Source organism: Litorilinea aerophila (assembly GCF_006569185.2).
Classification (GTDB): domain Bacteria; phylum Chloroflexota; class Anaerolineae; order Caldilineales; family Caldilineaceae; genus Litorilinea; species Litorilinea aerophila.
Map to the genome: position 1 here is coordinate 173,528 of NZ_VIGC02000007.1, position 24,761 is coordinate 198,288.

20 protein-coding genes and 1 tRNA gene are annotated in these 24,761 nt (G+C 64.8%); 17 read left to right on the forward strand and 4 right to left on the reverse strand.

All coding sequences use genetic code 11. The features are described 5' to 3' along the window. Positions 1-522 precede the first annotated feature (522 nt). The gene (locus FKZ61_RS07100; protein ID WP_141609383.1) at positions 523-3,045 is read left to right on the forward strand and encodes an ATP-dependent Clp protease ATP-binding subunit; all 2,523 of its coding nucleotides are present in this window, start codon (positions 523-525) and stop codon (positions 3,043-3,045) included. Between the two features lie 246 nt (positions 3,046-3,291). After that, positions 3,292-4,182, forward strand: a complete 891-nt coding sequence (locus FKZ61_RS07105) for an NAD(P)-dependent oxidoreductase (RefSeq protein ID WP_141609384.1) — start codon at positions 3,292-3,294, stop codon at positions 4,180-4,182. Between the two features lie 85 nt (positions 4,183-4,267). Here the strand turns inward: FKZ61_RS07105 and FKZ61_RS07110 are convergent, their stop codons facing one another. Then, the gene (locus FKZ61_RS07110) at positions 4,268-5,686 is read right to left on the reverse strand and encodes a 4Fe-4S binding protein (RefSeq protein ID WP_141609385.1); all 1,419 of its coding nucleotides are present in this window, start codon (positions 5,684-5,686) and stop codon (positions 4,268-4,270) included. 15 nt (positions 5,687-5,701) lie between these two features. Beyond that, positions 5,702-6,256, reverse strand: a complete 555-nt coding sequence (locus tag FKZ61_RS07115; RefSeq protein WP_141609386.1) for a cob(I)yrinic acid a,c-diamide adenosyltransferase — start codon at positions 6,254-6,256, stop codon at positions 5,702-5,704. Between the two features lie 356 nt (positions 6,257-6,612). On the opposite strand from FKZ61_RS07115, the gene FKZ61_RS07120 reads away from it, so the two are divergent. After that, positions 6,613-7,146 (forward strand): universal stress protein, encoded by a 534-nt coding sequence (locus FKZ61_RS07120; protein WP_141609387.1) that lies wholly within the window; start codon positions 6,613-6,615, stop codon positions 7,144-7,146. Here the strand turns inward: FKZ61_RS07120 and FKZ61_RS07125 are convergent. Beyond that, the gene (locus FKZ61_RS07125; protein ID WP_141609388.1) at positions 7,136-8,152 is read right to left on the reverse strand and encodes a glycoside hydrolase family 10 protein; all 1,017 of its coding nucleotides are present in this window, start codon (positions 8,150-8,152) and stop codon (positions 7,136-7,138) included. The two genes, FKZ61_RS07120 and FKZ61_RS07125, sit on opposite strands and share 11 nt — an antisense overlap. A 189-nt stretch (positions 8,153-8,341) precedes the next feature. Here FKZ61_RS07125 and FKZ61_RS07130 point away from each other — a divergent pair. The 13 genes from FKZ61_RS07130 (at position 8,342) to FKZ61_RS07190 (ending at position 22,620) form a co-directional block, all read left to right on the forward strand. Further along, positions 8,342-8,415: transfer RNA gene (locus FKZ61_RS07130), tRNA-Val, on the forward strand. 259 nt (positions 8,416-8,674) lie between these two features. Further along, the gene (gene selA, locus FKZ61_RS07135; RefSeq protein WP_141609389.1) at positions 8,675-10,135 is read left to right on the forward strand and encodes an L-seryl-tRNA(Sec) selenium transferase; all 1,461 of its coding nucleotides are present in this window, start codon (positions 8,675-8,677) and stop codon (positions 10,133-10,135) included. 49 nt (positions 10,136-10,184) lie between these two features. Continuing rightward, on the forward strand, positions 10,185-10,994 hold the full coding sequence (locus FKZ61_RS07140) for an isopentenyl phosphate kinase (RefSeq protein WP_141609390.1): 810 nt from the start codon (positions 10,185-10,187) through the stop codon (positions 10,992-10,994). 300 nt (positions 10,995-11,294) lie between these two features. Then, on the forward strand, positions 11,295-12,650 hold the full coding sequence (gene rseP / locus FKZ61_RS07145; RefSeq protein ID WP_141609391.1) for an RIP metalloprotease RseP: 1,356 nt from the start codon (positions 11,295-11,297) through the stop codon (positions 12,648-12,650). 43 nt (positions 12,651-12,693) lie between these two features. Further along, entirely contained in the window at positions 12,694-14,487 is a 1,794-nt protein-coding gene (locus tag FKZ61_RS07150; protein WP_141609392.1) for a zinc ribbon domain-containing protein, read from the forward strand. A 99-nt stretch (positions 14,488-14,586) separates the two neighbouring features. Beyond that, positions 14,587-15,717 (forward strand): HEAT repeat domain-containing protein, encoded by a 1,131-nt coding sequence (locus FKZ61_RS07155; protein ID WP_141609393.1) that lies wholly within the window; start codon positions 14,587-14,589, stop codon positions 15,715-15,717. 45 nt (positions 15,718-15,762) lie between these two features. After that, on the forward strand, positions 15,763-16,185 hold the full coding sequence (locus FKZ61_RS07160; RefSeq protein WP_141609394.1) for a hypothetical protein: 423 nt from the start codon (positions 15,763-15,765) through the stop codon (positions 16,183-16,185). Between the two features lie 11 nt (positions 16,186-16,196). After that, positions 16,197-17,108: an AEC family transporter gene (locus FKZ61_RS07165; protein ID WP_141609395.1), complete on the forward strand. Its 912-nt coding sequence runs from the start codon at positions 16,197-16,199 to the stop codon at positions 17,106-17,108. A gap of 29 nt (positions 17,109-17,137) precedes the next feature. Continuing rightward, entirely contained in the window at positions 17,138-17,725 is a 588-nt protein-coding gene (locus FKZ61_RS07170; RefSeq protein WP_141609396.1) for a tetratricopeptide repeat protein, read from the forward strand. Then, positions 17,722-19,050: a hypothetical protein gene (locus tag FKZ61_RS07175; RefSeq protein ID WP_141609397.1), complete on the forward strand. Its 1,329-nt coding sequence runs from the start codon at positions 17,722-17,724 to the stop codon at positions 19,048-19,050. Before FKZ61_RS07170 ends, FKZ61_RS07175 begins: the two co-directional genes overlap by 4 nt. Positions 19,051-19,096: 46 nt before the next feature. Continuing rightward, positions 19,097-20,761 carry a glycosyltransferase family 39 protein gene (locus FKZ61_RS07180; protein WP_141609398.1) on the forward strand — a complete coding sequence of 555 codons (1,665 nt, stop codon included), beginning with the start codon at positions 19,097-19,099 and terminating at the stop codon, positions 20,759-20,761. Positions 20,762-20,962: 201 nt separating this feature from the next. Then, positions 20,963-21,988 (forward strand): prenyltransferase, encoded by a 1,026-nt coding sequence (locus tag FKZ61_RS07185; protein WP_170199393.1) that lies wholly within the window; start codon positions 20,963-20,965, stop codon positions 21,986-21,988. A gap of 104 nt (positions 21,989-22,092) precedes the next feature. Beyond that, positions 22,093-22,620 carry a hypothetical protein gene (locus tag FKZ61_RS07190; RefSeq protein ID WP_229964173.1) on the forward strand — a complete coding sequence of 176 codons (528 nt, stop codon included), beginning with the start codon at positions 22,093-22,095 and terminating at the stop codon, positions 22,618-22,620. 44 nt (positions 22,621-22,664) lie between these two features. On the opposite strand, the gene FKZ61_RS07195 is transcribed toward FKZ61_RS07190, so the two are convergent. Next, complete coding sequence (locus tag FKZ61_RS07195; protein ID WP_141609401.1) at positions 22,665-23,519, reverse strand: TlyA family RNA methyltransferase; 855 nt, start codon at positions 23,517-23,519, stop codon at positions 22,665-22,667. Positions 23,520-23,744: 225 nt separating this feature from the next. On the opposite strand from FKZ61_RS07195, the gene FKZ61_RS07200 reads away from it, so the two are divergent. Next, the gene (locus FKZ61_RS07200) at positions 23,745-24,656 is read left to right on the forward strand and encodes a decaprenyl-phosphate phosphoribosyltransferase (protein ID WP_141609402.1); all 912 of its coding nucleotides are present in this window, start codon (positions 23,745-23,747) and stop codon (positions 24,654-24,656) included. The last annotated feature ends 105 nt before the right edge of the window (positions 24,657-24,761 follow it).

Below are 24,761 nucleotides of genomic sequence, written 5' to 3' on the forward strand. Positions count from 1 at the left end.
TACGACAAAAGGCCGGTTTTGTGCCCAAACCATCGTCACTTTGCACAGAAAACCTACGCCGAATTATCGGTTGACAAAGATTATCCCCTATCGTTAAAATAGCCATAGGGGAGGTTATCCGGACTGATACCGGATGGTGAGTGGAAATCCAGCATCTGTCGACCGATTTCAGCTCATGCCACTCCCATTCCCGAGTGGCACCCATGACAAATTTACCGACCAACACACGAGTGAACATGCATCAAGGGTGCGCCCCAGTTGGGGGGAGTACTGGCTGCCAGCCACGCCGGTTTGCAGCAGTGAGCTCTGCCATGGGGGATGCACCCGTAGCGTACGGTGGCATCGCACGCAGGGCCTTGCCCCTGCCACGGCTAGAGGATTCCTCATTTCGCTGATTCTATGGCGCCCAAAGAGGAACTAACGTTACGGCATCGGGTCCGCGCGATTTGGTACACTGTGTGAGCCTGAGGGTGAAAAGCCTGATGGAAACTGTTTCTCTAGAGTACTTCGGGGATCACTACAATGTCTGATAAACTGGATCGTTTTACGAAACGTGCGCGGCGGGTTCTGACTTTGGCGCAGGAAGAAGCGCTACGCCTGAACCACAACTACATCGGGACCGAGCACCTGCTCTTGGGGCTGGTGCGCGAGGAGAACGGTGTCGCCGTCAAGGTACTGCGGGAGCTTGGCGTAGAGCCTGGCCAGGTGATCCGGGCAGTGGAACGCACGGTGGGCCGGGGTGAACGTCCGCCCTTTGGCAAGCCGACCCTTGCCCCGCGTACAAAGCGCGTCATTGAGCTGGCCGTGGATGAAGCCCGCCTGATGGGGCATCATTATATTGGAACGGAACATCTCCTGCTCGGCCTGGTGCGGGAAGGGGAAGGCATCGCCGTCAACGTGTTGCGTGGTCTGGGCATCAACCTGGACCGGGTGCGCACCCAGACTGCCCGCAACATCCTGCAGACCCAGGCCCAGTCCAAGGAAAAGCAAAAGAAGGAATCGAAGACGCCCCTGGTGGATCAGTTGGGCTATGACCTGACCGCGGCCGCCGAAGAGGGCAAGCTGGATCCGGTCATCGGGCGCCAGACAGAGATCGAGCGCATGATCCAGATCCTGACCCGGCGCACCAAGAACAATCCAGCCCTGATTGGCGAGCCAGGCGTGGGCAAGACGGCCATTGTGGAAGGGCTGGCCCAGCGCATCGTGGAGGGCAATGTGCCCGAACCGCTGCTCAACCGGCGCCTGGTGATGCTGGATGTGGGCAGCCTGGTCGCGGGTACCATGTATCGAGGCCAGTTTGAAGAGCGCCTCAAGAAGGTGATCGAGGAGATCATCTCGTCCGGCTCCATCCTCTTCATCGACGAGGTGCACATGCTGGTGGGGGCCGGTGCCGCCGGCAGCAGTGTGGATGCCGCCAACATCCTGAAGCCTGCCCTGAGCCGGGGTGAGCTCCAGGTCATCGGCGCCACCACCCTGGACGAGTACCGCAAATATATCGAGAGCGACGCGGCCCTGGAACGGCGCTTCCAGCCCATCCTGGTGGAGGAACCCTCCATCGAGGAGACGGTGGAGATCCTGAAGGGGGTCAAGTCTCGCTACGAGGATCATCACAAGCTGCTGATCACCGACGAGGCCCTGGTCTCCGCAGCCACCCTGGCCGCCCGCTACGTGCCGGATCGCTTCATGCCGGACAAGGCCATCGACCTGATCGATGAGGCCGGCAGCCGGGTGCGCATGTACAAGGCGCCCTACGCCGCCAACCTGCGCGAGACCTTCATGAACCTCAAGAAGCTGCAGAAGATGAAGGAAGAGGCGTTGGAGACCCAGCGCTTCGACGACGCCATCGACCTGCGCTATCGGGAGGTGGAGCTGGAGGCCAAGCTCAACGAGCTGCGGGAAGGCTGGAACGAGGCCGCCAACCAGCCCAAGGTGACGCCGGAAGACATCGCCGAGGTGGTCTCCATGTGGACCGGCGTCCCGGTCAGCCGCATTGCCGGCGAGGAACGGGAACGCCTGCTGGAGATGGAAAAGGTGATGCGGCAGCGGGTGATCGGCCAGGAAGAGCCCATCAAGGCCATCAGCCGGGCTGTGCGCCGGGCTCGGGCAGGCCTGAAGGACCCGCGGCGGCCCATCGGGAGCTTTATCTTCCTGGGGCCCACCGGCATCGGCAAGACGTTGCTGGCCCGTACCCTGGCCGAGTTCCTCTTCGGCAGCGAGGAAGCGCTCATCAAGCTCGATATGAGCGAGTTTATGGAGCGCCACAATGTGAGCCGCCTGGTGGGCGCGCCTCCTGGCTACGTGGGCTACGAAGAAGGTGGCCAGCTGACCGAGGCAGTCCGCCGCCGGCCCTACAGCGTGATTTTGCTGGACGAGATCGAAAAGGCCCATCCCGAGGCCTTCAACATGCTGCTCCAGATCATGGAGGACGGCTATCTGACTGACGCCAAAGGTCGACGGGTCGACTTCCGCAACACCCTGATCCTGATGACCAGCAACATCGGCGCCAAGCTGATCCAGGGCGCCCATCGGGTTGGCTTTGCCATCACCCGGGAGGACGAAGAGAGCCGGGAGCAGGAATACGAGGCCATGAAGGCCAAGGTCATGGATGCCCTGAAGAAGACCTTCCGGCCAGAGTTCATCAACCGCCTGGACGGCGTCATGGTCTTCCGCAGCCTCTCCCGGGATGAGATCGCCATGATCGTGGAGCTGGAGCTGAAACCGTTGCGCATGCAGCTGGCCGAACAGGAGATGAAGCTGGTCCTGACCGACGCAGCCCGCCGGGCAGTGGCCGACCTGGGCTACGATCCGGAGTACGGCGCCCGACCGCTGCGCCGGGTGATCCAGAACCGGATCCAGGATCCGCTCAGCGAAGCGCTCCTGGCCAACAAGTTCGGGCCTGGCGACACCATCCAGGTGGACTACCGGGAGACCACCCGGGAGGATGGCAGCGTGGGCGAAGACTTCGTGCTGGAGGTCATCGAGCACGAGAACGTCGACGACGAGTCGTCCGAGACGGCCGACGCCGTGGAAGCCATGCTGCAATAAGCGGCCAGGCCTACGTCCCCTGGTCAACCCCGGCAGAGATGCCGTGTACGGAATCAGAGAGGCCGACCCTTTTGGGTCGGCCTCTTTTCCTTTCAACTTCGGACGCTTGCCCAGGAGAATGGGGCACGCGCCCGGGGATAGGGCCCGGTTTGGCCGATTCCCTTTTCCGGCGTATTATGATGTACAGGGCCTGAACCTCTTTTCACCCATCCAACCGACCCATCTAACTTCTGGAGGGAAACGATTATGAGCGAACGAGTAGGCTTCATCGGTCTCGGCATCATGGGGCGCGGGATGGCCGCCAATCTGCTCAAGGCTGGCTTCACCGTGCGCGTCTGGAATCGAACGGCCAGCCGCATGGAGCCCCTGGTCGCCCAGGGGGCTGAAGCAGGTGAAAGCCCGGCGGATGTGGCCGCCCATAGCGATATCGTTATTACCTGTGTCAGCGATACACCTGACGTAGAGGAAGTGATCCTGGGCGAGAAGGGGGTGATCCACGGCGCCAAGCCAGGATCCCTGGTGATCGACTGCAGCACCATCAGCCCCAAAGTTACCCGCCAGATCGCCGAGAAGCTAGCCGAAAAGGGCATCCATATGCTGGATGCACCCATCAGCGGCGGCAGCGAGGGGGCGGCCAATGGCACCCTGAGCATCATGGTGGGCGGCGAAGCGGACCAGTTCCAGCGGGCCATGCCGGTCTTCCAGGCCATGGGCAAGACCATCACCCATGTGGGCGGGACAGGCGCCGGCCAGACGGTCAAGCTGGTGAACCAGGTGTTGGTGGTGGGAAACTGCCTGGCCATGTGCGAGGCGCTGATGCTGGCCCAGGCGGGCGGCGTCGACCTGAAGAAGACCTACGACGCAGTCAGCCAGGGTGCCGCGGGGAGCTGGATGTTCACCAACCGGGCCCCCCAGATCATCCAGCGGGACTGGCGTCCGGGCTTCACCGTGGCCCTGCAGCAGAAGGATCTCCGCCTGGTGTTGGAAGCTGCCGATGAACTGGGCGTGCCCATTCCCGGCACCAGCCTCATCTTCCAGCTCTACCGCACCCTGGAGGCCCGGGGGCATAGCGAAGAGGGCAACCACGCCCTGATCAAGGCGCTGGAGAACCTGGCCGGCTATCAGGTCGGCGGCTGAGCGCACTTCTTTAGCTGCATCCGGGTTGAGCGGGGCTCCGGCTTTTAGGTAGCCGGGGCTCCGCTTTTTTGGGCGCTGCCCAGCCTTAGCCGCCCAGCACGCTGCCCCGCATTTCCATGGGCAGCAGAAAAACCCACACGCTGGCCACGGCCAGGAGGGCCAACAGGAGAAGCCACGGCCATGTGGAGGACCAGGCCCTCTCCGGCGACAGACGGCGACCGGCCGCTATGGTCACCCGGGCCGCCATGGCCAGGCCGCCCGTCACCAGCAGAACCTGGATCAGCTGGATCGTCCAGATGGGCGGGACGAAGCGCGCGGCCAGGGCCCAGTTGGGTTCACCCAGCAGGGGCCAGCCCAGGGTGTCGGCCAGGAAGGTCTGAAAGGCCGGCACCAGGGTCATGGCGCCCGTGAGGAAATGGAAGAGGTAGTGGGCCAGCCAGATGGCCATCCCCAGGGGCACAAAGCCATAGGCAAAGCCCATCACCAGCCGGTTCAGGGGGCGGGCAACGCCGCTGCTGTGCCGGCTCCACCACGCGGCCAGATAGGCCAGGGCCAGGGGCCCGGCCACCGCGCCCACCAGGAAGATCAAGCCCAGCACCAGGGCCTCCTCCCGGGTTTGCAGCCACTGGGCCAGGATTGCCTCCAGCCGGTAGGCCGGTGGCGTCATGGCGAAGGCATTGAGCCAACCCAGAAACGCGGCGCCCAGGGCCAGCAGGGCCAGATCCAGACGATGGGGCCAGCTTTGGCGAAATAACTCGTCGCCGGGGGGCCGGGTAGCCAGGGCCACGTTGTCATAGGGGCAGGCCCGGACACAGTCCAGGCAAAAGGTGCAGTTGAGGTTGCTCTGGATGGTGGGGACGAACAACTCCAACTGACAGCCCAGCTGGTTGTCACTGCCGTTGATACACTCGTGGCCTTCGCACTCCCGGCAGACCTGAAGATCGCGGGCCTGGATCTGGAGCGGGCTGACGGTGCTGTAGAGAAAGTTGAAGGTCCCCAGCGGGCAGAGGTAGAGACAGAAGGCGTCCCGGGTGAAAAAGGCCTCCAGGACGAAGGCGGCGACGAAGTAGGCCACTGCCAGCCAGGCGGTCCACCAGGGGCTGGCCCACAGGTCGTAGAGTTCATAGACGTACAGAATCGCCACCAGGCTGGCCAGAGCCAGCCACTTGTTGCGCAGAGGCCTGGGCCAGCGGTGTCTGGGCCGTCCCAGCCACTTGGCCAGCTTCCGAGAGAGGATGAAGGGGCAGGCTGCGCAAAAGAGGTTGCCCACCAGCAGGAGGGCCAACACCACCAACCCCCGATAGTGGACCCAGGCGGCCACCGTGGCCACATTGCGGGAGGCCAGGGGGCTGCCCACCAGGCCGTCGATCACGATGATGGCCGCCAGCCCAAAGAGAAGAAGCTGGGCGGCGGTACGGCTGTGTTTCCAGCGGAGCAGGCGGCCCAGGAGGGGCAGGCGCAGCAGGTCCAGGGCGTGACGTCGATTTTGAATCGTATTCAACATGATGGATGATGGGAGCTAAGATCCCCGCCGGGCGGTCCAGGGCACATCGGGTACCTGGGCCCGGTGGTTGGCCACCCGGGCAAGGGTGAACAGCCAGTCGGACAGACGGTTGACGTAGGCCAGGGCCTGGGGGCTGATGTCTTCCTGGCGGGCCAGGTGGACGATGGCCCGCTCTGCCTGCCGGCAGACCGTCCGGGCCAGATGCAGGTGGGCGGCCAGGGGGGAGCCGCCCGGCAGAATGAACGACTTTAGCGGCTGCAGCTCGTCGTCGAAGTGGTCGATCTCGGCTTCCAGCTGGCGTACTTCCTCTTCGCCCATGCGCACCACGTGGGCACTGCGCACATCCAGGGGCGTGGCCAGATCGGCACCCAGCACGAAGAGCTCATCCTGGATGCGCCCCAGCAGTCCATCCAGCTCGACGTCCTGGACGTAGAGGCGGGCCACACCCAGATGGGCGTTCAACTGATCCACCAGCCCATAGGCTTCGATACGGGCGTGGTCCTTGGGCACCCGGCGACCGCCGAACAGGCCTGTCTCGCCGGCATCCCCCGTCTTCGTGTAGATCTTCATGGCGCTTTCCGCTCGATTCCTCGTATCCCTATCTTTTCCCGATCTTTGCAGATTTGAGCCACCGATGTTGCAGTCGAATCGTGAACGACTGAATATCCACCCCCTATTCTACCCGATTCGGGCCAATTCTTGGGGATGGGCGAACCTTTGGGAAGCGTCGCCAAAACAGGGAGAGAGCCCACAGGCAGTGAGGGGAACTGTGGTATAATGAAGGTGCCGGGATTGTGTTTTTATTCACAAACCGGCGGGCGGATCCGCCATCGGTGATGGGCCGCCTGCTATCGATGAGGATAGAACAGGGGATGCCTGGGCTGGACGCCCCCGGCGCGCTGGCAAGGCATCCCAGGAGATGAACCATGAACAGGCACAAAGTATTGGTCCCTCTGGACGGTTCCAGCTTTAGCCGTCAGATTTTGCCGTACATCCAGGAGTTTTTGCCGCCTGCTGAAAACGAGCTCATCCTCCTGCGGGTGGGCGAACGGCCTGCTGGCCACGTGGGGCGACCGGCCCGCTTGACGGCCACGGAATCCCCGGTGGCCATTCCCGAGAGCCCCCAGGACGTGGTGGCCGCTGCCCATCCCATCTACGCCAGCCAGGAGATGGAGAGCGCCCAGGCGGAGTTTCAACGGGAGGTCCAGGCGGAACGGCAAGCCCTGGAGGCGGCCGGCTACCGGGTGACCTGTCAGGTGCGCTTCGGTGAGCCCGGCCCCGAAATCGTGAAGTACATCGAGCTGCATGACGTGGACCTGGTGGCCATGACCACTCATGGACGGACCGGCCTGGGGCGGCTGTTGTTCGGCAGCGTGGCCGAGTATGTGACCCGCCATATCTCCATCCCCATGATGGTGCTGCGCCCATCCCCGGCGGGGGGATCCCGGTCTACTGGGTGAGTTCCTGCCAGATGGCGGCCTTGTGGGGATCCTCCAGGAGACCTGCCAGGTTGAAGACGATGAGCCCTTGGCGGCCCGCTGTGGCGGCGCTGGCACAGGCCTGGGCAAATTCGGCTGCGGGGTATTGGTGGGCCGGCCCAGGGATGGCTTCCACCACCGGCCAGACGGCACAGTTGGCCTGGGCTGCGACCCGGGCGGTGACCTGGCCGGCCCAGCTGGGGGAGCGGCCACAGAGGTGGTGATAGACCATGGGCGAAAGCACATCGGCCACCTGACCCAGGAGCCGGGGATCCTGCCCAACGATGCGGATGTGGGCATCTGCCATGGGCAGGTCATCTTCTGGGCCGCCGGTCCAGGGCACCAGAAAGAGGCCCAAAAGGGCTTCCGGCTGAAGCTGGTGTAGAATCCGGGCCGCTTCGGCCACGAAGCTGACGATCTGCCGGCAGCGCCACCCGAACCAGGCTTCGGCCGCATGGTTCAGGATCCAGCGCGCGGCCGCGACGGCCGTGTCTGTGTCCGGGGGCAGGTGGATGCCCGTGTCCTGCTGAAATTGGGCCAGGGTAACCGGGTCGAAGGACGTGTGGTAGAGCCGGGGAGTGCTCCGTTCCCAGCGGGCCGGCCAGCGAATGAAGTCCAGCCAGATGCCATCCAGGGGCAGGGTCCGGGCCAGCTCTTCCACCCGCTCCAGGCGCGCCGCCCGCAGGGCAGGCAGGGTAGGCAGCGCCGGGTAATACCATTCCTCGGCCGGAGCAGGGTCGCCGTTATCGGTGATGGGGCGCGCAGCCGGCATCTCTTGCCAGAGTTCCGGACTGCCCAGGAAAATGGCGCACGAGGCATAGACCCGGAGCCCGGCCGCGCGGAGCCCCTCCACCCAGGGCTGCTCCAGCCGTTTGAGGAAGACGCCCCTGCAGCCCAGTTCCTGCAGCCGTTGGACCACCTCGGGGATCGGGCGGCCGACAAAGGGCGGTGATTGGGGATCCAGGCCGTAGGCGATGGTCTCTACCATAGAAGGGCTCCTCTCTGTCTGGCGGAATCTGGTGCACCGGCCGTGGCTTCAGAAGACGGGCCGGCGTTGGGTTGGTCCTTGCCATTATAACCGACCGCACCTTTTGGGGGTACAGAGCATGTACCAACCGGTGAAGATCGCCATCTTTTTGACAAAGTCCCACCGAGGCGGTATAGTTGTGCTTCGAATGGGCGAATAGCTCAGTTGGTTAGAGCGCCTCGCTTACACCGAGGAGGTCAGGGGTTCGAGTCCCTTTTCGCCCACTCCATTTTGCATGGGTGCATGACCCCATTGGGGACTCACGTTGGGATTCACCGCAGCGAAGCAGTCGGGACGGTTGACCCGTGTGTCCCCCACGGGAAGCACCCCTCGGCGTGGTCGGGGTGGAAGCAGGGAAAGACGGAGCAGGGCTGACCAGGCGGTCAGCCCTTTCTTGTGGCAATAGCTGGTGGCTACCGCCGTCGATGTGGCAAATGGGGACGGGGAAGCGCCAGCCAAAGCAGCCAGGAGAGTCAGACACCCATGGCGGATCCACAACAGGAGAATCGCGCGGAAGAGACCCTACATGCCGAATATCGGCGGCTGCCGGCGGTGGATGCCCTGTTGCGGGAGCCGGCCATAGCCGCCCTGACGGCCTGCTATGGCCAGGAGTTGGTCACCGAAACCCTGCGCGAGCTGCTGGCGAAGGCCCGCCAGGCCATCGGGCAGGGCAGGCCGGCCCCGCCGCCGACGGCCTGGCCGGGGCTGTTGGAGCAGGCCCTGCGCCAGGCCCATGCGCCAACCCTGCGGCCGGTAATCAACGCCACCGGCGTCATCATCCACACCAACCTGGGGCGGGCACCGCTGAGCCAGGCGGCCCGCCAGGCGGTGGATGAGATCAGCCTGGGCTATAGCAACCTGGAGTACGAACTGGACGCCGGCCAGCGGGGCAGCCGCTACGACCACGTCCGCGAGCGCCTCCGCCGCCTCACCCAGGCCGAGGATGCCCTGGTGGTCAACAACAACGCAGCCGCCGTGTATCTGGTTTTGGCCGCCCTGTGCCAGGGCCGGGAGGTCCTCATCAGCCGCGGGCAATTGGTGGAGATCGGCGGGGGATTCCGGATTCCAGATGTGTTGCGCCAGAGCGGCGCTCGACTGGTGGAGGTAGGAACCACCAACCGCACCCATCTGCGGGACTACCGGGAGGCGCTCACGCCGGAGACGGCCGCCATCATGCGGGTGCACACCAGCAACTTTCGGCAGCTCGGCTTCGTGGCCCAGCCTGCCCTGGCCGACCTGGCCGCCCTGGCCCGGGAGTACGCGGAAGCCCAGGGCCGTCCCCTCTGGCTGATTGACGACCTGGGCAGCGGCACCCTGCTGGATACCACACCCTATGGTCTGGCGCCTGAGCCCCGGGTGCAAGAGAGCCTGGCAGCCGGGGCCGACCTGGTCACCTTCAGCGGGGACAAGCTGTTGGGCGGCCCGCAGGCCGGCATCATTGTGGGGCGAGGGGAACTCATCGGGCGGCTCCGGCGTCATCCCATGGCCCGGGCCCTGCGGGTGGACAAGATGACTCTGGCTGCGCTGGACGCCACCCTGCGCAGCTACCAGCAAGGGCGGGCCCAGGCAGAGATTCCGGTATGGCGGATGATCGCGGCTTCGCTGGAAGCGTTGCGGGCCCGGGCCCAGGGCTGGCGGCAGGCCCTGCTGGACTGGGGCGTGCCGCCAGCGCTCCTTTCCCTCCGGGACGACGAAAGCGCCGTGGGTGGTGGAAGCCTGCCGGGGGAAACCCTGCCCACTGTGGTGCTGGCCGTCCACGCCGACCAGCCTTCCCAGATGGCTGCCCGCCTGCGGGCCAGGGAGGTGCCCGTCATCTGTCGGATTCAACAGGAGCAGCTCCTTTTCGATCCCCGGACAGTTTTGCCGGAGCAGGACCCGGTGCTGCTGGACACACTGCGGGAAGCCCTGGTAGATGGTGCTGAAACCGGACATGCCCAGGGTTGACTGAATTCAGGAGGCCAGCAAGGGCGCAGGAGAGCACGAAGGACAGAGCATGGGAGAGATGGTCTTTGTCAAGCTGGGCGGTTCTCTGATCACCGACAAGCAGCAGCCAGAGACACCCCGGCGGGACGTGATCCGGCGCCTGGCCCAAGAGATCGCCGCCGTGCGTCGGGCCCACCCGGCGCTACAGTTGGTCTTGGGCCACGGGTCGGGCAGCTTTGGCCACGTCTACGGCCGGCGCTACGGCACCCGGTCGGGCGTTCAGGATGCGGAAGGGTGGTATGGCTTTGCCGCCACCGCCGATGCCGCCGCCCGTCTCCATCGGATTGTGGTGGGCGAACTGCTGGCCGCCGGGGTGCCGGCCTGGGGGATCCAGCCCGGCGTGGCCCTGCGCTGCCGGGACGGCCAGATCTACGCTGGCCCGGATGAGGCGGTTCAACTGGCCCTGGGCCGGGGCCTTCAGCCGGTCCTGTACGGCGACGTGGCCCTGGATGACCTGCGTGGCGGGACGATTGCCAGCACCGAGGAGATCTTCCTGTGGCTGGCCCGGCGTCTCTCTCCCCGGCGGGTGGTGTTGTTGGGCCAGGTAGATGGCGTCTACAGCGCCGATCCCCACCTGCATCCTGCAGCCCGGCCCATCCCCACCCTGGATGCCGCCTCGCTGAGCCAGCTCCAGGGGGCCTTCGGCCAAAGTCATGGGGTGGATGTCACCGGGGGGATGGCAGCCAAGGTCCAGCAGGCGGTGGAGCTGGCCCAGGCGGTCCCTGGGCTGGAGGTGATTATCTGCAGCGGGCTGCCGCCTGGTCACCTCTCCCGGGCCCTTACGGAGGAGGCATGCACCATCGGCACACGCATTGTGTAGCATGGTGTCGCGGTGTAGCATGGTGTCGCGGTGTAGCATGGTGTCGCGGTGTAGCATGGTGTCGCGGTGTAGCATGGTGTCGCGGTGTAGCGTGGTGTCGCGGCTGGGGTGGCCGGACGGCCTGCGCTTTCGCCGGCTATCAGAGTGCAGCCGGCCCGGGATCCCTGGGGCATTTGCAGGAAGAACTTGGCAACGAGTATAATTCTCTCTATGCGCTGAGCTGGCCGGTGTCGGCGTGGGCTGTCCTTGACAGGAGCGCCCTGGAGCATCCCACACAGCCAGGCTGCGAAAGGTAAGAAGATGATTACTGTAATCTCGTTTATCATCGTCCTCGGCATTCTCGTGTTCTTTCACGAGCTGGGGCATTATCTGGTGGCCCGTCGCCACGGCATCGTGGTGGAGGAGTTCGGCATGGGCTACCCGCCGCGCCTGGTGAAGCTGTTCACCTACGACGGGACGGACTTCACCCTGAACCTCATCCCCTTTGGCGGCTTTGCCCGCATGAAGGGGGAGGATGCGGCGGACATGTCGCCGGGGGCGTTCAACGCGGCCAGTCGCTGGGCCCGGGCCTCCACCCTGTTGGCCGGCCCGATGATGAACGTGGTGTTGGCCGTCTTCCTGTTTGCGGCCAGTTTCATGGCTGGTTTTCCTGCCGCCGCGGCCTATCCCCAGCTCAACCAGATTCCTGCCGGTTCCACTGCTGCTGCAGTCGGGCTGGAGCCGGGTGATATTTTGTTGGCCATCCAGGGACGGCCGGCCCACGTCAGTGCCGTGCCCGACTTTCAGTACCGGGTGTTGCCCCAGCCCAATGCCGCCCAGGACGGCGCTGCCGGCCTGACCGTCAGCCGGAATGGGCAGATTGTGACGCTGCCCCTGTCCGATGGCTCCCTTACCCTGGAAGCGCTATTGACGGGGACCTCCTATGTGCCCGTGCTGAGCACGGAGATTACCCTGGTGGCCCCGGACAGCCCGGCTCAGGCGGCCAATTTGCAGCCGGGGGATCTGGTCTACGCCGTCAACGACACGGTGATCACCTATGAGGTGCCCCTCAACGAGGTCATCCAGGAGCATCTGGGTGAGCCGGTGATCCTGCACCTCCTGCGGGGCGATAGGTGGGTGCAGGTGGAGATCACACCGCGGGTGGATCCGCCTCCTGGCCAGGGGGCCCTGGGCGTCCAGATCGGCCCCATGACCACCCTGGCGACCCTGCCCTGGTGGCGGGCGTTGTGGGAGGGGGTGGTCAGTACCGGGCAATATGTGGTGCTGGTGCTTCAACTGCCCGTGCTTCTGTTGCTGGGCCACCTCTCCCCCGGCGATGCCCAGTTGACCGGTCCGGTGGGCATCGCCCAGATGGTGGGGGGCGCGGTCTCCGCCACCATCGATACGGGGCTCTGGTTCCCCATCTGGCGGCTGTCGGCCGTGCTGAGTGCCGCCCTGGCGGTGACCAACCTGCTGCCGTTGCCGGCGCTGGACGGTGGACGGTTGCTCTTCATCCTGGTTGAAACCGTGCGTGGTCGGCGGGTCAACCCCGAGCGTGAGGGGCTTATCCACATGGTGGGTTTCATGCTGCTGTTGGCCCTGCTGGCGCTGGTGACGGTGCGGGACATCAGCACTTCCCAACAGGGTATCGACTGGCGTGCCCTTTTGGGCCAGTGAAGCCCGCGAGCCGGCCCGTGGACCATCGGATAGGCAGATAGATATGGCCAATCATCCACAACTCGATCCATCCAGGTCTGCGAAGCTGGCCGGCGATGGCGAGGCGACCCCTGCTGGAGGTGGCGCGCGGCTGCCCTCCTTCTCGGGGGGGCGGGTAGTGGGGGTGGTGGATTGTCCCCACTGTGGCGCTTCGGTCAATGCCGGCGCCAGCGTCTGCCCGGAATGTGGGGAGCCCCTACAGACTCAGCCCAAACGGATCCGGTGTCGGCGCTGTGGCGGGCGGGCGTCGTCCCTGCTGGTCCTGTGCCCCCACTGTGGCCGGGAACTCCATCCGGCGCCGTCGCGGCTGTTGACCCTGGGGGCGCCTGCCCTGCTGGTGGGCCTCTTCTTTTTGGTGATGGTGGGAACCTGGGGACAGGGCAATCCCGTCCAATGGGTGCAGACCAGCCTGACAGACGGCGTCGACTGGCTGGAAACCTTTGGCGCCCAGATGGAGCCATCGGTAGTCATTGAGATGACGCCCATCGTCCAGCCCCAGGAGACGGTGGTGACGGCGGTCGCCCGGGCCGATGGCGAGGTCCCACCGTCGCCCACGATGGCGGAGGTCGCGGCCCAGAACCAGCCAGTGGCGGCCCTGCAGGCTCCTGCCGGGGAGACAGAGGCGACGCCTACACCGCTCCCGGCTGTGGCCGCGCCGACGATAGACGTATCGCCGACGGCAGCGCCGCCGACAGCCGAACCCCCGACAGCGGTGCCTACGGCTTCGCCGACGCCCCAGCCCACGGCCACCCCCACGCCCACCGGGACGCCGACAAGCACGGCCACCCGTGCGCCGACCGCCACCCCGACTGCCCAGCCGACGACACCATCGGCGGCGGCATCCACCGGTGGCCTGGTGATTTTGCCAACGGCGACCCCGACCCCGCAGGCGCCTGCTGCCGCGGCGGTTCAGGCCGCTTCCGTGGCAACTGCACCGCCATTGCCCACCCCGACGCCGATCCCGGCTACGGCCACGTCGACCCCCACCGCGACGCCGGCCCTCCCCCGGACCTACCGGGTGCAGGCTGGAGACACGCTGGTGGGGATTGCAGCCCGGCTGGGCGTGACGGTGGAAGCGTTGATGCGGGCCAACAACATCGCCAGCAGCGACGTCTACCGGATCCAGCCGGGGCAGGAGCTGGTGATTCCGGGCAGCGGGGCCGATACCCCCACCGCGACGCCGGCCCTTCCCCGGACCTACCGGGTGCAGGCTGGGGACACGCTGGTGGGGATTGCAGCCCGGCTGGGCGTGACGGTGGAGGCGCTGATGCGGGCCAACAACATCGCCAGCAGCGATGTCTACCGGATCCAGCCGGGGCAGGAGCTGGTGATTCCGGGCGGCGGGGCCGATACCCCCACCGCCACGCCGCAGCCACCCACGGCCACCCCCACGACCAGGCCACCGGCCACCCCGGCGCCCACAGCCACCCAGGTGGCCTACCGCCTGGATCCGCCGTTGCTGCGCAGCCCGGAAGATGGGACGCCAGTGAGTTGCGGCGCCCAGGATAGCCTGGTCTGGATTGGAGTGCCGTTCATCCAGCCCACCGACCGGTATCTGCTCCATCTGGGGTTTGTCAGCGGCTACACCGCCGATGGGCAGGAAGTGGTGACCTGGGTCCTGGAACAGCCTCGACCCTATAACTTGACGTCCTGGGAGATGGATGAAGCCCTCTGTGGGCTGGCGCCCCAGCAATATGGCCGCCAGTGGCGCTGGTGGGTGGAAGTGGTGGCTGAAGAGGGCAGCGGCTATCGCCCGGTGAGCCCGCCCAGCGAAGTCTGGGGATTCTCCTGGCAATAGGCGGCGCGGAGACGCAGCTGGTTGCGTCCCACCTGTTGGGGTGGCGTTGAATGTGTTTTTGTCCGGTGCAGATGGTTACCGGTGAGCGTAAGAAAACGAATGGCAAAACGAAAATACCAACCCTTGGATGATGGCTTCGAGTTTGATTCCATCATCGATATTCATCAGTTGCAGAATCAGGACGATGAGGAGGATGCCGGCGGCATCATCACCCCGGGCATTTCCCTGGGCGAGCTGCTCCATCGCCTGATCCATGATCCCGAGTTTCCCTCCCTGGAGCAGCTCTACGCGCTCTCCGACCTGAGCCGTCAGGACGTGGAGACGGTGCGGGAACATTGGGGTGCCATCGCCCCGCCTCGACGGCGGGAAGTGATCGAGCGCCTGGTCAGCCGGGCGATGGATGACGTCCAGCTCCACCTGGGGCGCCTGCTGCGCATTGCTCTGCAGGACGAAGATCCGTTCATTCGGCGGCATGCCATCGACGGGCTCTGGGAGGAGACGGAGGCGGACCTGCTGGGCCCCTTCGTCCACATGCTCCACAATGACCCGTCTACCGATGTGCGGGTGGCGGCTGCCGCGGCCCTGGGCAGCTACGTATTGGCCGGCGAGCTGGATGAGCTGGACGCGTCCCTGGCCATGCGGGCCGAGGAAGCGCTCCTGGCTGTCCTGCACAACGAAGATGAGCCGGTGGAACTGCGCAGCTCCGCCCTGAAGAGCCTGGCCTATTCAGGGGAGGCGGGCGTGCGCCAGCTCATCGAGGACGCCTACTATTCGCCCTACGAGGAGATGCGCATCAGCGCGCTGATCGCCATGGGCCGCAGCGCCGACATCCGCTGGCGTGGTTTCGTGCGTGCGGAGCTGCAGAACCCTTCCCCTGCCATGCGGGTAGAGGCGGCCCACGCCTGCGGCGAGCTGGAAGCCCGGGCAGCCGTGTATGAGCTCATCGCCCTGCTGGAGGACGAGGAACGGCAGGTGCGCCTGGCGTCCATCTTCGCCCTGGGCCGCCTGGGCGGTCGCCATGCCCGGGAAGCTCTGGAGGCGATGGCTGCCAGTGATGACCCAGAGGAAGCCGCCGCTGCCGAGCAGGCCCTGGAGGAGATGCTCTTCTATGCCGATCCCGACGGGGTGCCCCTGTTTGATGAGTCGCTGGAGATGGACGGCGACTGGGATCCGGACCCCTGGGATGGCTGGTTCCATTTCGACGATCGGGACCTGGGCGAGTACGAATAGGCCCAGGTCCTGCCCCCGGTCCATACGTTTTCAAGGGCGGCAACCGTGAACCTGAAATTGAAGCGCCTGGTGCGTACGGTGAGCTCCGAGCAGTACGCCCTCTTTGACCTGGACCAGCTCAACGAAGAGGACGACCAGCCGATGACCATCGGCAAGCTGGACCTCCACTATACCAACGAAGGGGTGTACGGCACGCTCCTGCTGTGGGACAGCGCATCACGCCAGTTGCGGCCGGCGGTGCGCCGGGAATTTATCCACGCCCTGTTGCGGGAAATTACCCAGCCCATGGGGGTCCCCAACGAATATGTGGTGGAATTTTTTGCCCCCACCCTGCAGGAGTATGAGGTGTTCCACAACGTGGCCCTGGCGGACGAAGAAGTCGAAGCGGAGGTGGGCCATCCGGCGGACGAAGATGGCCGGGCCTCCGGGGATGCCGTCGGTTCTCGCCGTGCCACCGCGCCTTCCTGAACGCCGACTCCATGTTCATCATCGACACGTTGCTGCCCATCTTTGTGAGTACGGTGTTGCCGGTTTTTCTGGTGGCCGGGGCCGGCTTTGCCCTGTCGTCCTGGATGTCCATCGACAGCCGTTCCCTGGGGCGGATCTTGTTTTATCTGGCCACGCCCTCCCTGGTGTTCCGTAGCCTGTATCAGATGGACATCGATTTTGTGGTCCTGCAGCATCTGGCCCTGGTGGCCGGCACCGTCACCCTCTCGGCTGGCTTTCTGGGCTGGCTGTTCAGCGCCGGCCAGGAGCGACGACAGCGGGCTGCCATGACCCTGACCAGCGCGGTGAGTAACAACGGCAACATGGGCATTCCCATCTGTTTCTTCGCCTTTGGGCAGGCTGGCCTGGCGCTGGGCTCCATCTACTACGTGGTCAGCTCCTTCCTGAGCAACACCGTGGGCGTGGTGGTGGCATCCGCCGGGCAGACGCCGGTGCGGGATGCCCTCAAGGTGAGCCTGCGGGTGCCCGTGCTCTACGCGGCTGCCCTGGGCCTGCTCCTCAACTGGACGGGTACCGAAATCCCCCTGAGCCTGTTTCGAGCCCTGGACCTCCTGGCCAATGCCGCCATTCCTGGCATGCTGGTGTTGTTGGGGATCCAGCTTCGTTCAGTTCCCCTTTTGCAAGGGCAGGCTGTCATCTTGCGCAGTGTAGCGGTCCGGCTGCTGGCTGCCCCGGTGGTAGCCTGGCAGCTCTGTGCCTGGCTGGGAATTACCGGCGTGGAGCGCAACGTGCTCATCCTCCAGGCCGCCATGCCCACCGCCGTCATGGCGGCTGTGCTGGCCACCGAATACGAGGCCGCTCCCCAGCTGGTGGCGGCGGTCATCTTCCTGAGCACAGCCGTCAGCATGGTGACCCTTTCTGTGGTGCTCTGGCTGTTGCATTGAAGGATCGGATACGACGGAGGTATTGACCCATGGCTGGCTTCGAACAATCTGAGCAGTTTCGTCGGGCGCTCAACGAAAGTGCCCGGCTCTTGCGTCAAAATCGTCCAGGCGAGGCCATCGAGAAGTTGATGCCCCTCTACGAGCAGGCGCCCGACCACCCCGATGTGGCCATCAACCTGGGTGGGGCCTACATCATGCAGCGCAAGTGGCAACGGGCCGTGGCCCTGTTGCGCGCGGCTGTGAAAGTGCACCCGGACAACGCCATGTTGTGGGCCAACCTGGGCGCGGCGGAGCTGGGGCGCCTGGAGACGGCCGGGCCTCGACAGCAGGAGCGGGCCATTGCCGCCTATCAACGCTCCCTGCAAGCCGATCCCGAGGCACCCAACGTCCACTATCATTTGGGCCTGATCTACAAGGAACGGGGCGAACTGACCCGGGCCTATGCCTTTTTCCAGCGGGCGTTGGAGGTGAATCCGGCGGACCGGGATGCCCGATACTGGCTGGAGCGGGTCGGCCGGGCCATGGCCCAGGCCCAACGGGAGCGCCAGGAAGGGGAAAACGGCACAGAGTCCCACCCGGGTGAGACCCATGGGGAAGAAGACGGAGCCGAGTCATGAATTCCCAATTTTCACGCGGGTTGGCCACCGAGTCCATCACACCTAACGGCGCCTGGGAGACCCAGTCCGTCCCCCGCTGGCGGGAGAACCCCGAGCGACTGGCCTGGCTGGTGCTCCTGATCAGCTTCGCCATCTTTGTCATGCTGGTGATCCTGGTCCCCCTTTCCATTCGCTACGTGGTTCGCTACGCCACTGTCAGCCAGGACGCCCGCCTGGAGCCCATCCTCGGGACCCTGTTGGTCTACCCTTCGGCCACCTCTTCAGAGCCCATCGCCATCACCGGCGTGCGGAATGATATCAAGGAAGGCAGCCGGATCGTGGCCACCGACGATTCCACCCAGGGGACCCTGGGCTTGATTACACAGAAGGGTTCCGATGAGGTCCTGGGCAGCATGCAGATCTACCCCAATACGGTGGTGGATGTGTTGCGCATTCGGCGCCCTTTCTTCGAGCGCAGCCCAGAGCCGTACCAGGTGCGGCTGGCCCTGCAACAGGGGCAGGCCCGCATCTTCACCAACACCGGCAGCGACCGGGGTCTGCATGTGGAGCTACAGACTCCCCACGGCCAGGTCTCCTTCGGTGCCGGGAGCTACCAGGTCTCGGTGGATGAAAACCAGACCGACATCATCGTTCGTTCGGGCCAGGCCACGGTCATTCACGGCCAGAACGAGGAGATCGTGGTGGACGCCGGCCGACGGGTCTGGATGACCCGGGATGATTTTTCCCACAATCCGGTGTCGGCGGAGCAGAACTTGATCCGCAACGGTGACTTCTCTGAGCCCATGTTCGACACCTGGCAGAGCCGGGTGGAGGCGGAGAACACCACGCCGGGCAGCATCAACATTGTGGAGCGGGAAGGGCGGCGGATCGCCCACTTCATCCGCATGGGAGAGGAAAACGTCCATACCGAGGTTCGCCTGACCCAGGAAGTCAATAAAGACGTCAACGTCTACGACTACATGAGCCTGCAGCTGGATGTCAAGCTGCTCTTCCAGAGCCTGGCCGGCGCGGGCTACCTCAGCACCGAATTTCCCTTGCGGGTGGAGCTGGAGTACACCGACATCTACGGCAAGGTGGAGCGCTGGGGGCACGGCTTCTATTTCCGGGATCCCAAAGAGGATGACGACCCTTCCAACGATAACTGGCCCATCCGGGGTGGGGAGCGCATTCCCGGCTTCAAGTGGTACACCTACCAGTCACCCAACCTGATCGAGTTGCTGGCGGCCCAGGGGACCCGGCCGGCCCGGGTCAATAAGCTCCACATCTACGCCAGCGGCCACAACTACCAGAGCATGGTCAGCGAGATCTACCTGATCGTCCGCTGATCTGGCGGCGCCTGGTGGAGATGAGCTGGTTGGGGTGATCGCGGAGATGGGACAGGGAAAGGGGCGGCTCTGGCTGGCAGCCCTGGGGTTGTTGTACCTGGGCCTGGCCTCCTTTCAGCTGGGCCTGCCCGGCCTGCACTACGACGAGGCCCGGGAGGCGGGCGTCAACGCCATGGAGTTGCTGACGGGCGCGCCCGTGACCGCCTTCCGAGGTGCTGTGGTTGCGGTGGGCAACCTGCACCTGCCCCTCATGGTGCAGGACTACATCGGCGCCCTGAACGTGTATCTGGCCCTGCCCTTTCTGGCCCTGACCGGGATCGGTGTGCCCAATTTGCGGGCCCTGCCGGTGCTCACCGGGCTGGCGACCCTCTTCCTTCTGGAACGGGCCGTCTCCAGCTGGGTGGCCATCCACGCCACGGCTCCATCTCCAGACAACCGGAGCGGAACAAGCGCCTGGCCAGTGAGCCAGGCGGGCATCCTGGCCGTTGCCCTCCTGGCGGCGTCGCCCACCTTTGTCTTCTGGAGCCGTCAGGGCATCTTCGTGACCAACCTGACCCAGCCCTTCACTCTCCTGTGCATCTGGCAGGGATTGACCTGGTTACAGGGTGGCCGCGCCCGCTCCCTGCTGCTGGCCGCGCTGGCTGGTGGGTGTGCCCTCTACGCCAAGCTGCTGGCCATCTGGGTGGTGGGGCCCTTCCTCCTCTGGGTGGGCCTGGCGTGGCTGTGGCGCCAGCAGCGGACCGAGATCCCGGCGCCGCCCCTGTCCCTACCCCTGGCTGTTGGCGCCGTCCTGGCCTTTCTCCTGCCCCTGGTGCCCCTCTTTCTCTTCAACCTGCAGACCGGCGGTACCTGGGAAGGGGTGGCCGGGCGGCTTGTTCAGAGCTACTATGGGGTGGACAACCGGGCCATTGGGCAGAATTTGATGGTGCGTTGGGGGCAGCTCCAGCAGATTCTGCGGGGGGACCAGCTCTGGTATCTGGGCGGCGTTTACGGAAATAGGGTAGCCCCGTGGCTGGCTGCTGTGGCCGTGGTGGGTGCCCTCTTGAGGCCTGGGAGACGCCTGGTGGTGGGGCCCTTGATCCTGCTGACGGCCGCCTTTGCCATGAGCCTGGTCACCATCAGCGACCTGTTTGTGACCCACTATGCTCTGTTGCAGCCGCTGGTGGTGGCGACGGTGGCCTGTGCGTTGCATGGGTGGACCTTTTCTGTGGCATGGCCGCGGCGGCAAACGCTGGCCAGGGGGATAGTCGTCGCCCTGGCGGCCCTGTGGCTTCTGGTGGACGTGGCTGTCACCCTGCAATATCATCAGGCCCTGGCCCGCAGCGGTGGCCTGGCAGACCATTCCGATGCCAGCTATCATCTGGCCTATTATCTGCAGTACAACGGCCTGGGCGCGCCCATCGCGCTGGACTGGGGGATGGATGCCACGGTGCGCTTTTTGAGTCAGGGAACGGTGCGGCCCATCGAGATCTTCGGGTACGAACGCCTGGACGGGCCCGACGCCGGCTTCGTCCAACGTCTGGAGGCGTTTCTGCAGAATCGGGACAACGTCTATCTGCTCCACGCACCGGGGCAAACTGTCTTCCAGGGGCGTCGGGAGGCGTGGATGGCCGAAGCGGCGGCCCGGGGGTTGCAGCCCGTTCTGTTGGCGGACTTTCGCCAGCGGGACGGTACGCCGGTCTACGAACTGTGGCGAGTGGTGGCTCCATAGGCGGAGCCAGGCGGTCCCGGGACCCTTTCCCGCAGGCGCGTTCATCGCGGCACCTTCGTCTTTCTCTCCTTCTCACCTTCTCCGAAAAGATTGACGCAGCCTCTCTGGTAGTGTTATGATGGAGCCCAGGATAAACTCGTCCCTTCGTACTGGTTCTGTCGCAGTTGTCGCAGTTGACGTGTAATGCACAGGGGAGGCACAGTGCAGGTCACCCAGGGCAATGTGGATTCCCGCTCTTTGCCAGAGAGCCAACATCATCCCCTGACGACGCCCACCTATTGGGGATACCGGCTGTATGCCTTGCCGCAGACAGCATGGGGCGCTCTGGCTGTTTTGATACGGGCGGAGCTCACCGTGGTGGCTGCGTTGCCGGCTCTCCTGGGGGCCCTCCTGGCCTGGTGGCAGTTCAGCCGTCTGGATCCGGTTGCCCTCTTTTTCACCGTCCTGGGCTCGCTGACGGTGGCCTGGGGCTTTCACGCCCTGGTGGAGTATTTCGACTATCAACACAGCCTCCAGACCGATACATCTGGGCTGGCGCAGCCTTTCGTCACGGGGTATACCCTCTTGCGCCGGGGGGTGATTCGACCTGTCGTGGTCCGAAACCTGGGGATCCTCCTCCTGGCCGGGGCTACCCTCTGTTGCCTCTCCCTCTACCTGTTCGTCGGGTGGCCGATCCTGTTTTTCTACAGCATGGTACTGCTGAGCCTGGCCATCCAACTGCTACTCCCCATGGGGTCGCCGTTGCGGGCGTGGGGCTTGGGCGAGGTGGGGCTCTTCCTGGGGATGGGACTGTTGCCCACCGTGGCCAGCTACTACATCCAGTCTCGCGCCCTCACCTGGCTGCCCATCTGGCTCAGCCTTCCCCTTGGCCTGTTGGTCGTTGTGATTTATCTGAATTACAACTTTGCCCACCAGCGACGAGACTGGTTGATCCGCAAGCGGACGCTCAACGTGACCCTGGGGCTGGCGCGTGCCCTGGACCTGAGCGCCCTGTTGAGCCTGTTGGCCTACGTCGCTATCCTCCTGGGCGTGAGCCTGACGGAGCTTCCCCTCTGGGCGCTGTTGGGGCTGGCACCTTTGCCGGTGGCCTTGCGCACCTTTGCGTTTATCCGGCGGGAACGCCTGGCCCCTGAGGAATGTTTCCAGCTCTATGGAACGGCCATCCACGCCACTGTGCTGACCGGCTTCTGCCTGGCTGTCGCCCTGGGGCTGGACTGGTTGCTTTAACGGCTGGTGGGGGGCGCACCCAATTTGGGCAAAGAGCTTTGCGACTCTTCTCCTCGTTACCGCGTCTCAACATGGGCGGTTCTTCCAGCCGGGAGCCAGAGCTGGTGCCTTTGACGCGCAAGGCGTTCTACGACCTGGCCATCTTCTGCCGGGAGTATGCCCAGGAGCTGGCCCGCCACGATCAGGGCCGGGTGAACTTGAAGCACTGTCACCAGTTCAACGCCTGGCTGGCGCAGCTTAAGCGCTATGACCGGCTGGCACCTCGCCTGGCCACCCTCTCACCGGCCCGCCCCATCGCCCGTTGGCAATTGACGGTCCTGGGCTTTGGCATTGGCTTTCTGGCGCTCCTGCTCCTGCCCACCCGTTTCGACCGGTTGACCAGCTCTGCCATCCTCTATACCTATCTCTTCGGCCTGATCTTCTTCCAGTTTCTGCCGGAACGGCTGTATGGCACCACCATTGAGCTGTTGGAGGGCAAGGTGCTGCGGGTGGTGGAACTGCTCGAGGAACTGCTGGTGCAGAACGAGCTCCAATTTACCGAGGCTGCCTATTTTCAAGTCAAGGAAAATTTGGCCGAAGCCCGCAAGGAACTGCGCCAGCAGATCGACCTGGCCCACCGGCGATGGCGGTAGCCGACGCCTTCATCCGCCCATGCCATCGAACCTGCCGGGCTCTATCAGGTGATGGAGCGGGCTCGCTGCAGGACCTGGGGAATGGCCGTCGCCGGATCCAGGGAGTCCGTTGTCGTTCGTCGCAGCCACATGAGGAATTCCACGTTTCCGGCCGGACCCCGGACGGGTGAGACGGTGAGGCCGGCCACCGATAGCTCCAGTTGTTGGGCCAGCTGGAACATCTCCTCCAGCACCCGCCGGTGAACCGCTTCCTTCCGCACCACCCCTCCCTTGCCTACGTCCGCCTTTCCCGCTTCGAACTGGGGCTTGATCAGGGCAATCAACTGGCCATCCGGCTTGAGCAGACGCAACGTGGCCGGCAGCACCAGGGCCAGGCTGATGAAGCTGGCATCGATGACTGCCAGGTCGGCCTGCACGCCTCCGGGCAGCTCCTCCAGATGGCGGATGTTGGTCCGTTCCAGCACCACCACTCGGGCATCCTGACGCAATTTCCAGGCCAGCTGGCCGTACCCCACATCCACGGCGAAGACCTGGGCGGCTCCTTCCTGGAGCAGGCAGTCGGTGAATCCACCGGTGCTGGCGCCCACATCCACCGCGGTCAGCCCGGCCACGGAGAGACCGAATTCGTCCAGAGCCGCTTTGAGCTTGAGACCGCCACGGCTGACGTAGGGCAAGGAGCCGCGGACACGCAGGGTAGCATCCGCCGGGACATTTTTGCCGGGTTTGTCCACCACCACTTCGTCCACCAGTACCTGACCGGCCATGATCAGGCGGCGGGCCCGCTCTCGGCTTTCTGCCAGGCCCCGCTCCACCAGCAGCAGGTCCAGCCGGCGCTTGCCGTTGCCGCGTCGGGGTGATGGCTGGGGGGCGGTGGAATTGGCGGGTGGGGTGTTGGTCATGGGGTGAACCAGAGGGGCTGGCCGGCAGCGGGCCGGTGTCCTGTCTTCAGCCAAGATTTTGACGGCCAGCAGGGCTTGCAGTAAGATGTCGGCTGGCACGCCCGGGGTGGGGGTGCCGCTTCCCGTCCAGGCTGGAGGCTGGGAGCGCCGGGTAATTGAAGAGATCGATTTGAGGCACCCTGCGCATTGACGCAGGTTCGCAATAGGTGGTTCGGACTATATCCCATGTCTTCCATCGCATTGACTGCATCGTCCATCCGGGCAAACCTGCGTGGCCTGTTGAAGGCCATGCGACCGCAACAGTGGACCAAAAACGCCATCATCTACGCCGGGCTGGTCTTTGATGGCAAACTTTTACAGCCCGACCTCTTCCTGCGGACGACCCTGGTGGCCGTCGCCTTCTGTCTGGCATCCAGCAGCGTCTACCTGATGAATGATCTGGTGGATGTGGAAAAAGATCGTCAGCATCCCCGGAAACGGCACCGGCCCTTGCCCAGCGGCGAGCTGCTACCGACGGTGGCCACCGTCGCGGCCATCCTGCTGGCCGCCGTGAGCCTGCTGCTGGGCTTCTGGCTCAATGGGTGGGTGGGGCTGGTCCTCATCGGCTATCTGCTGCAAAATGTGGCCTACAGTTTTTATCTGAAGCACCTGGTCATCATCGACGTGATGGTGCTGGCCCTGGGCTTTTTGTTGCGGGTGGTCGCCGGCGCGGTGGTGGTCTCCGTGACCAACTTCAGCCCCTGGCTCTATGTCTGCGTGACCCTGCTGGCCCTCTTTCTGGGCTTTGGCAAGCGGCGCCACGAAATCACCCTGTTGGCCGACGATGCCGGCAATCACCGCAGCAGCCTGGCGGAGTACAACCTGCCCCTCCTGGACCAGATCATCGGCATGGTGACCACCAGTACCCTGGTGGCCTACACCTTCTACAGCTTTGAAGCCCAGACCGCCCTGGCCCAGGATGGCCGCATGTTGTTGACGGTGCCCTTTGTCTTCTACTTTATCGTGCGCTACCTCTATCTGATCCACGTGCGCAAGCTGGGTGGGGCGCCTGATGAACTCTTGCTCAAGGATCGGCCCCTGTTGATCAACACCCTGCTGTGGATGATCGCCGTGGTGGTGCTCATCTACCGCTGGTAGTGCCGGAGCCGGCTGGCAAGGGAGACGTGCTCTGCCCCTGTTGGCTGCTGGGCCGACCCAGGGCGCGCCACAGTGGACGGGCGCCAAGGCTGTTGCCCCCGTCCA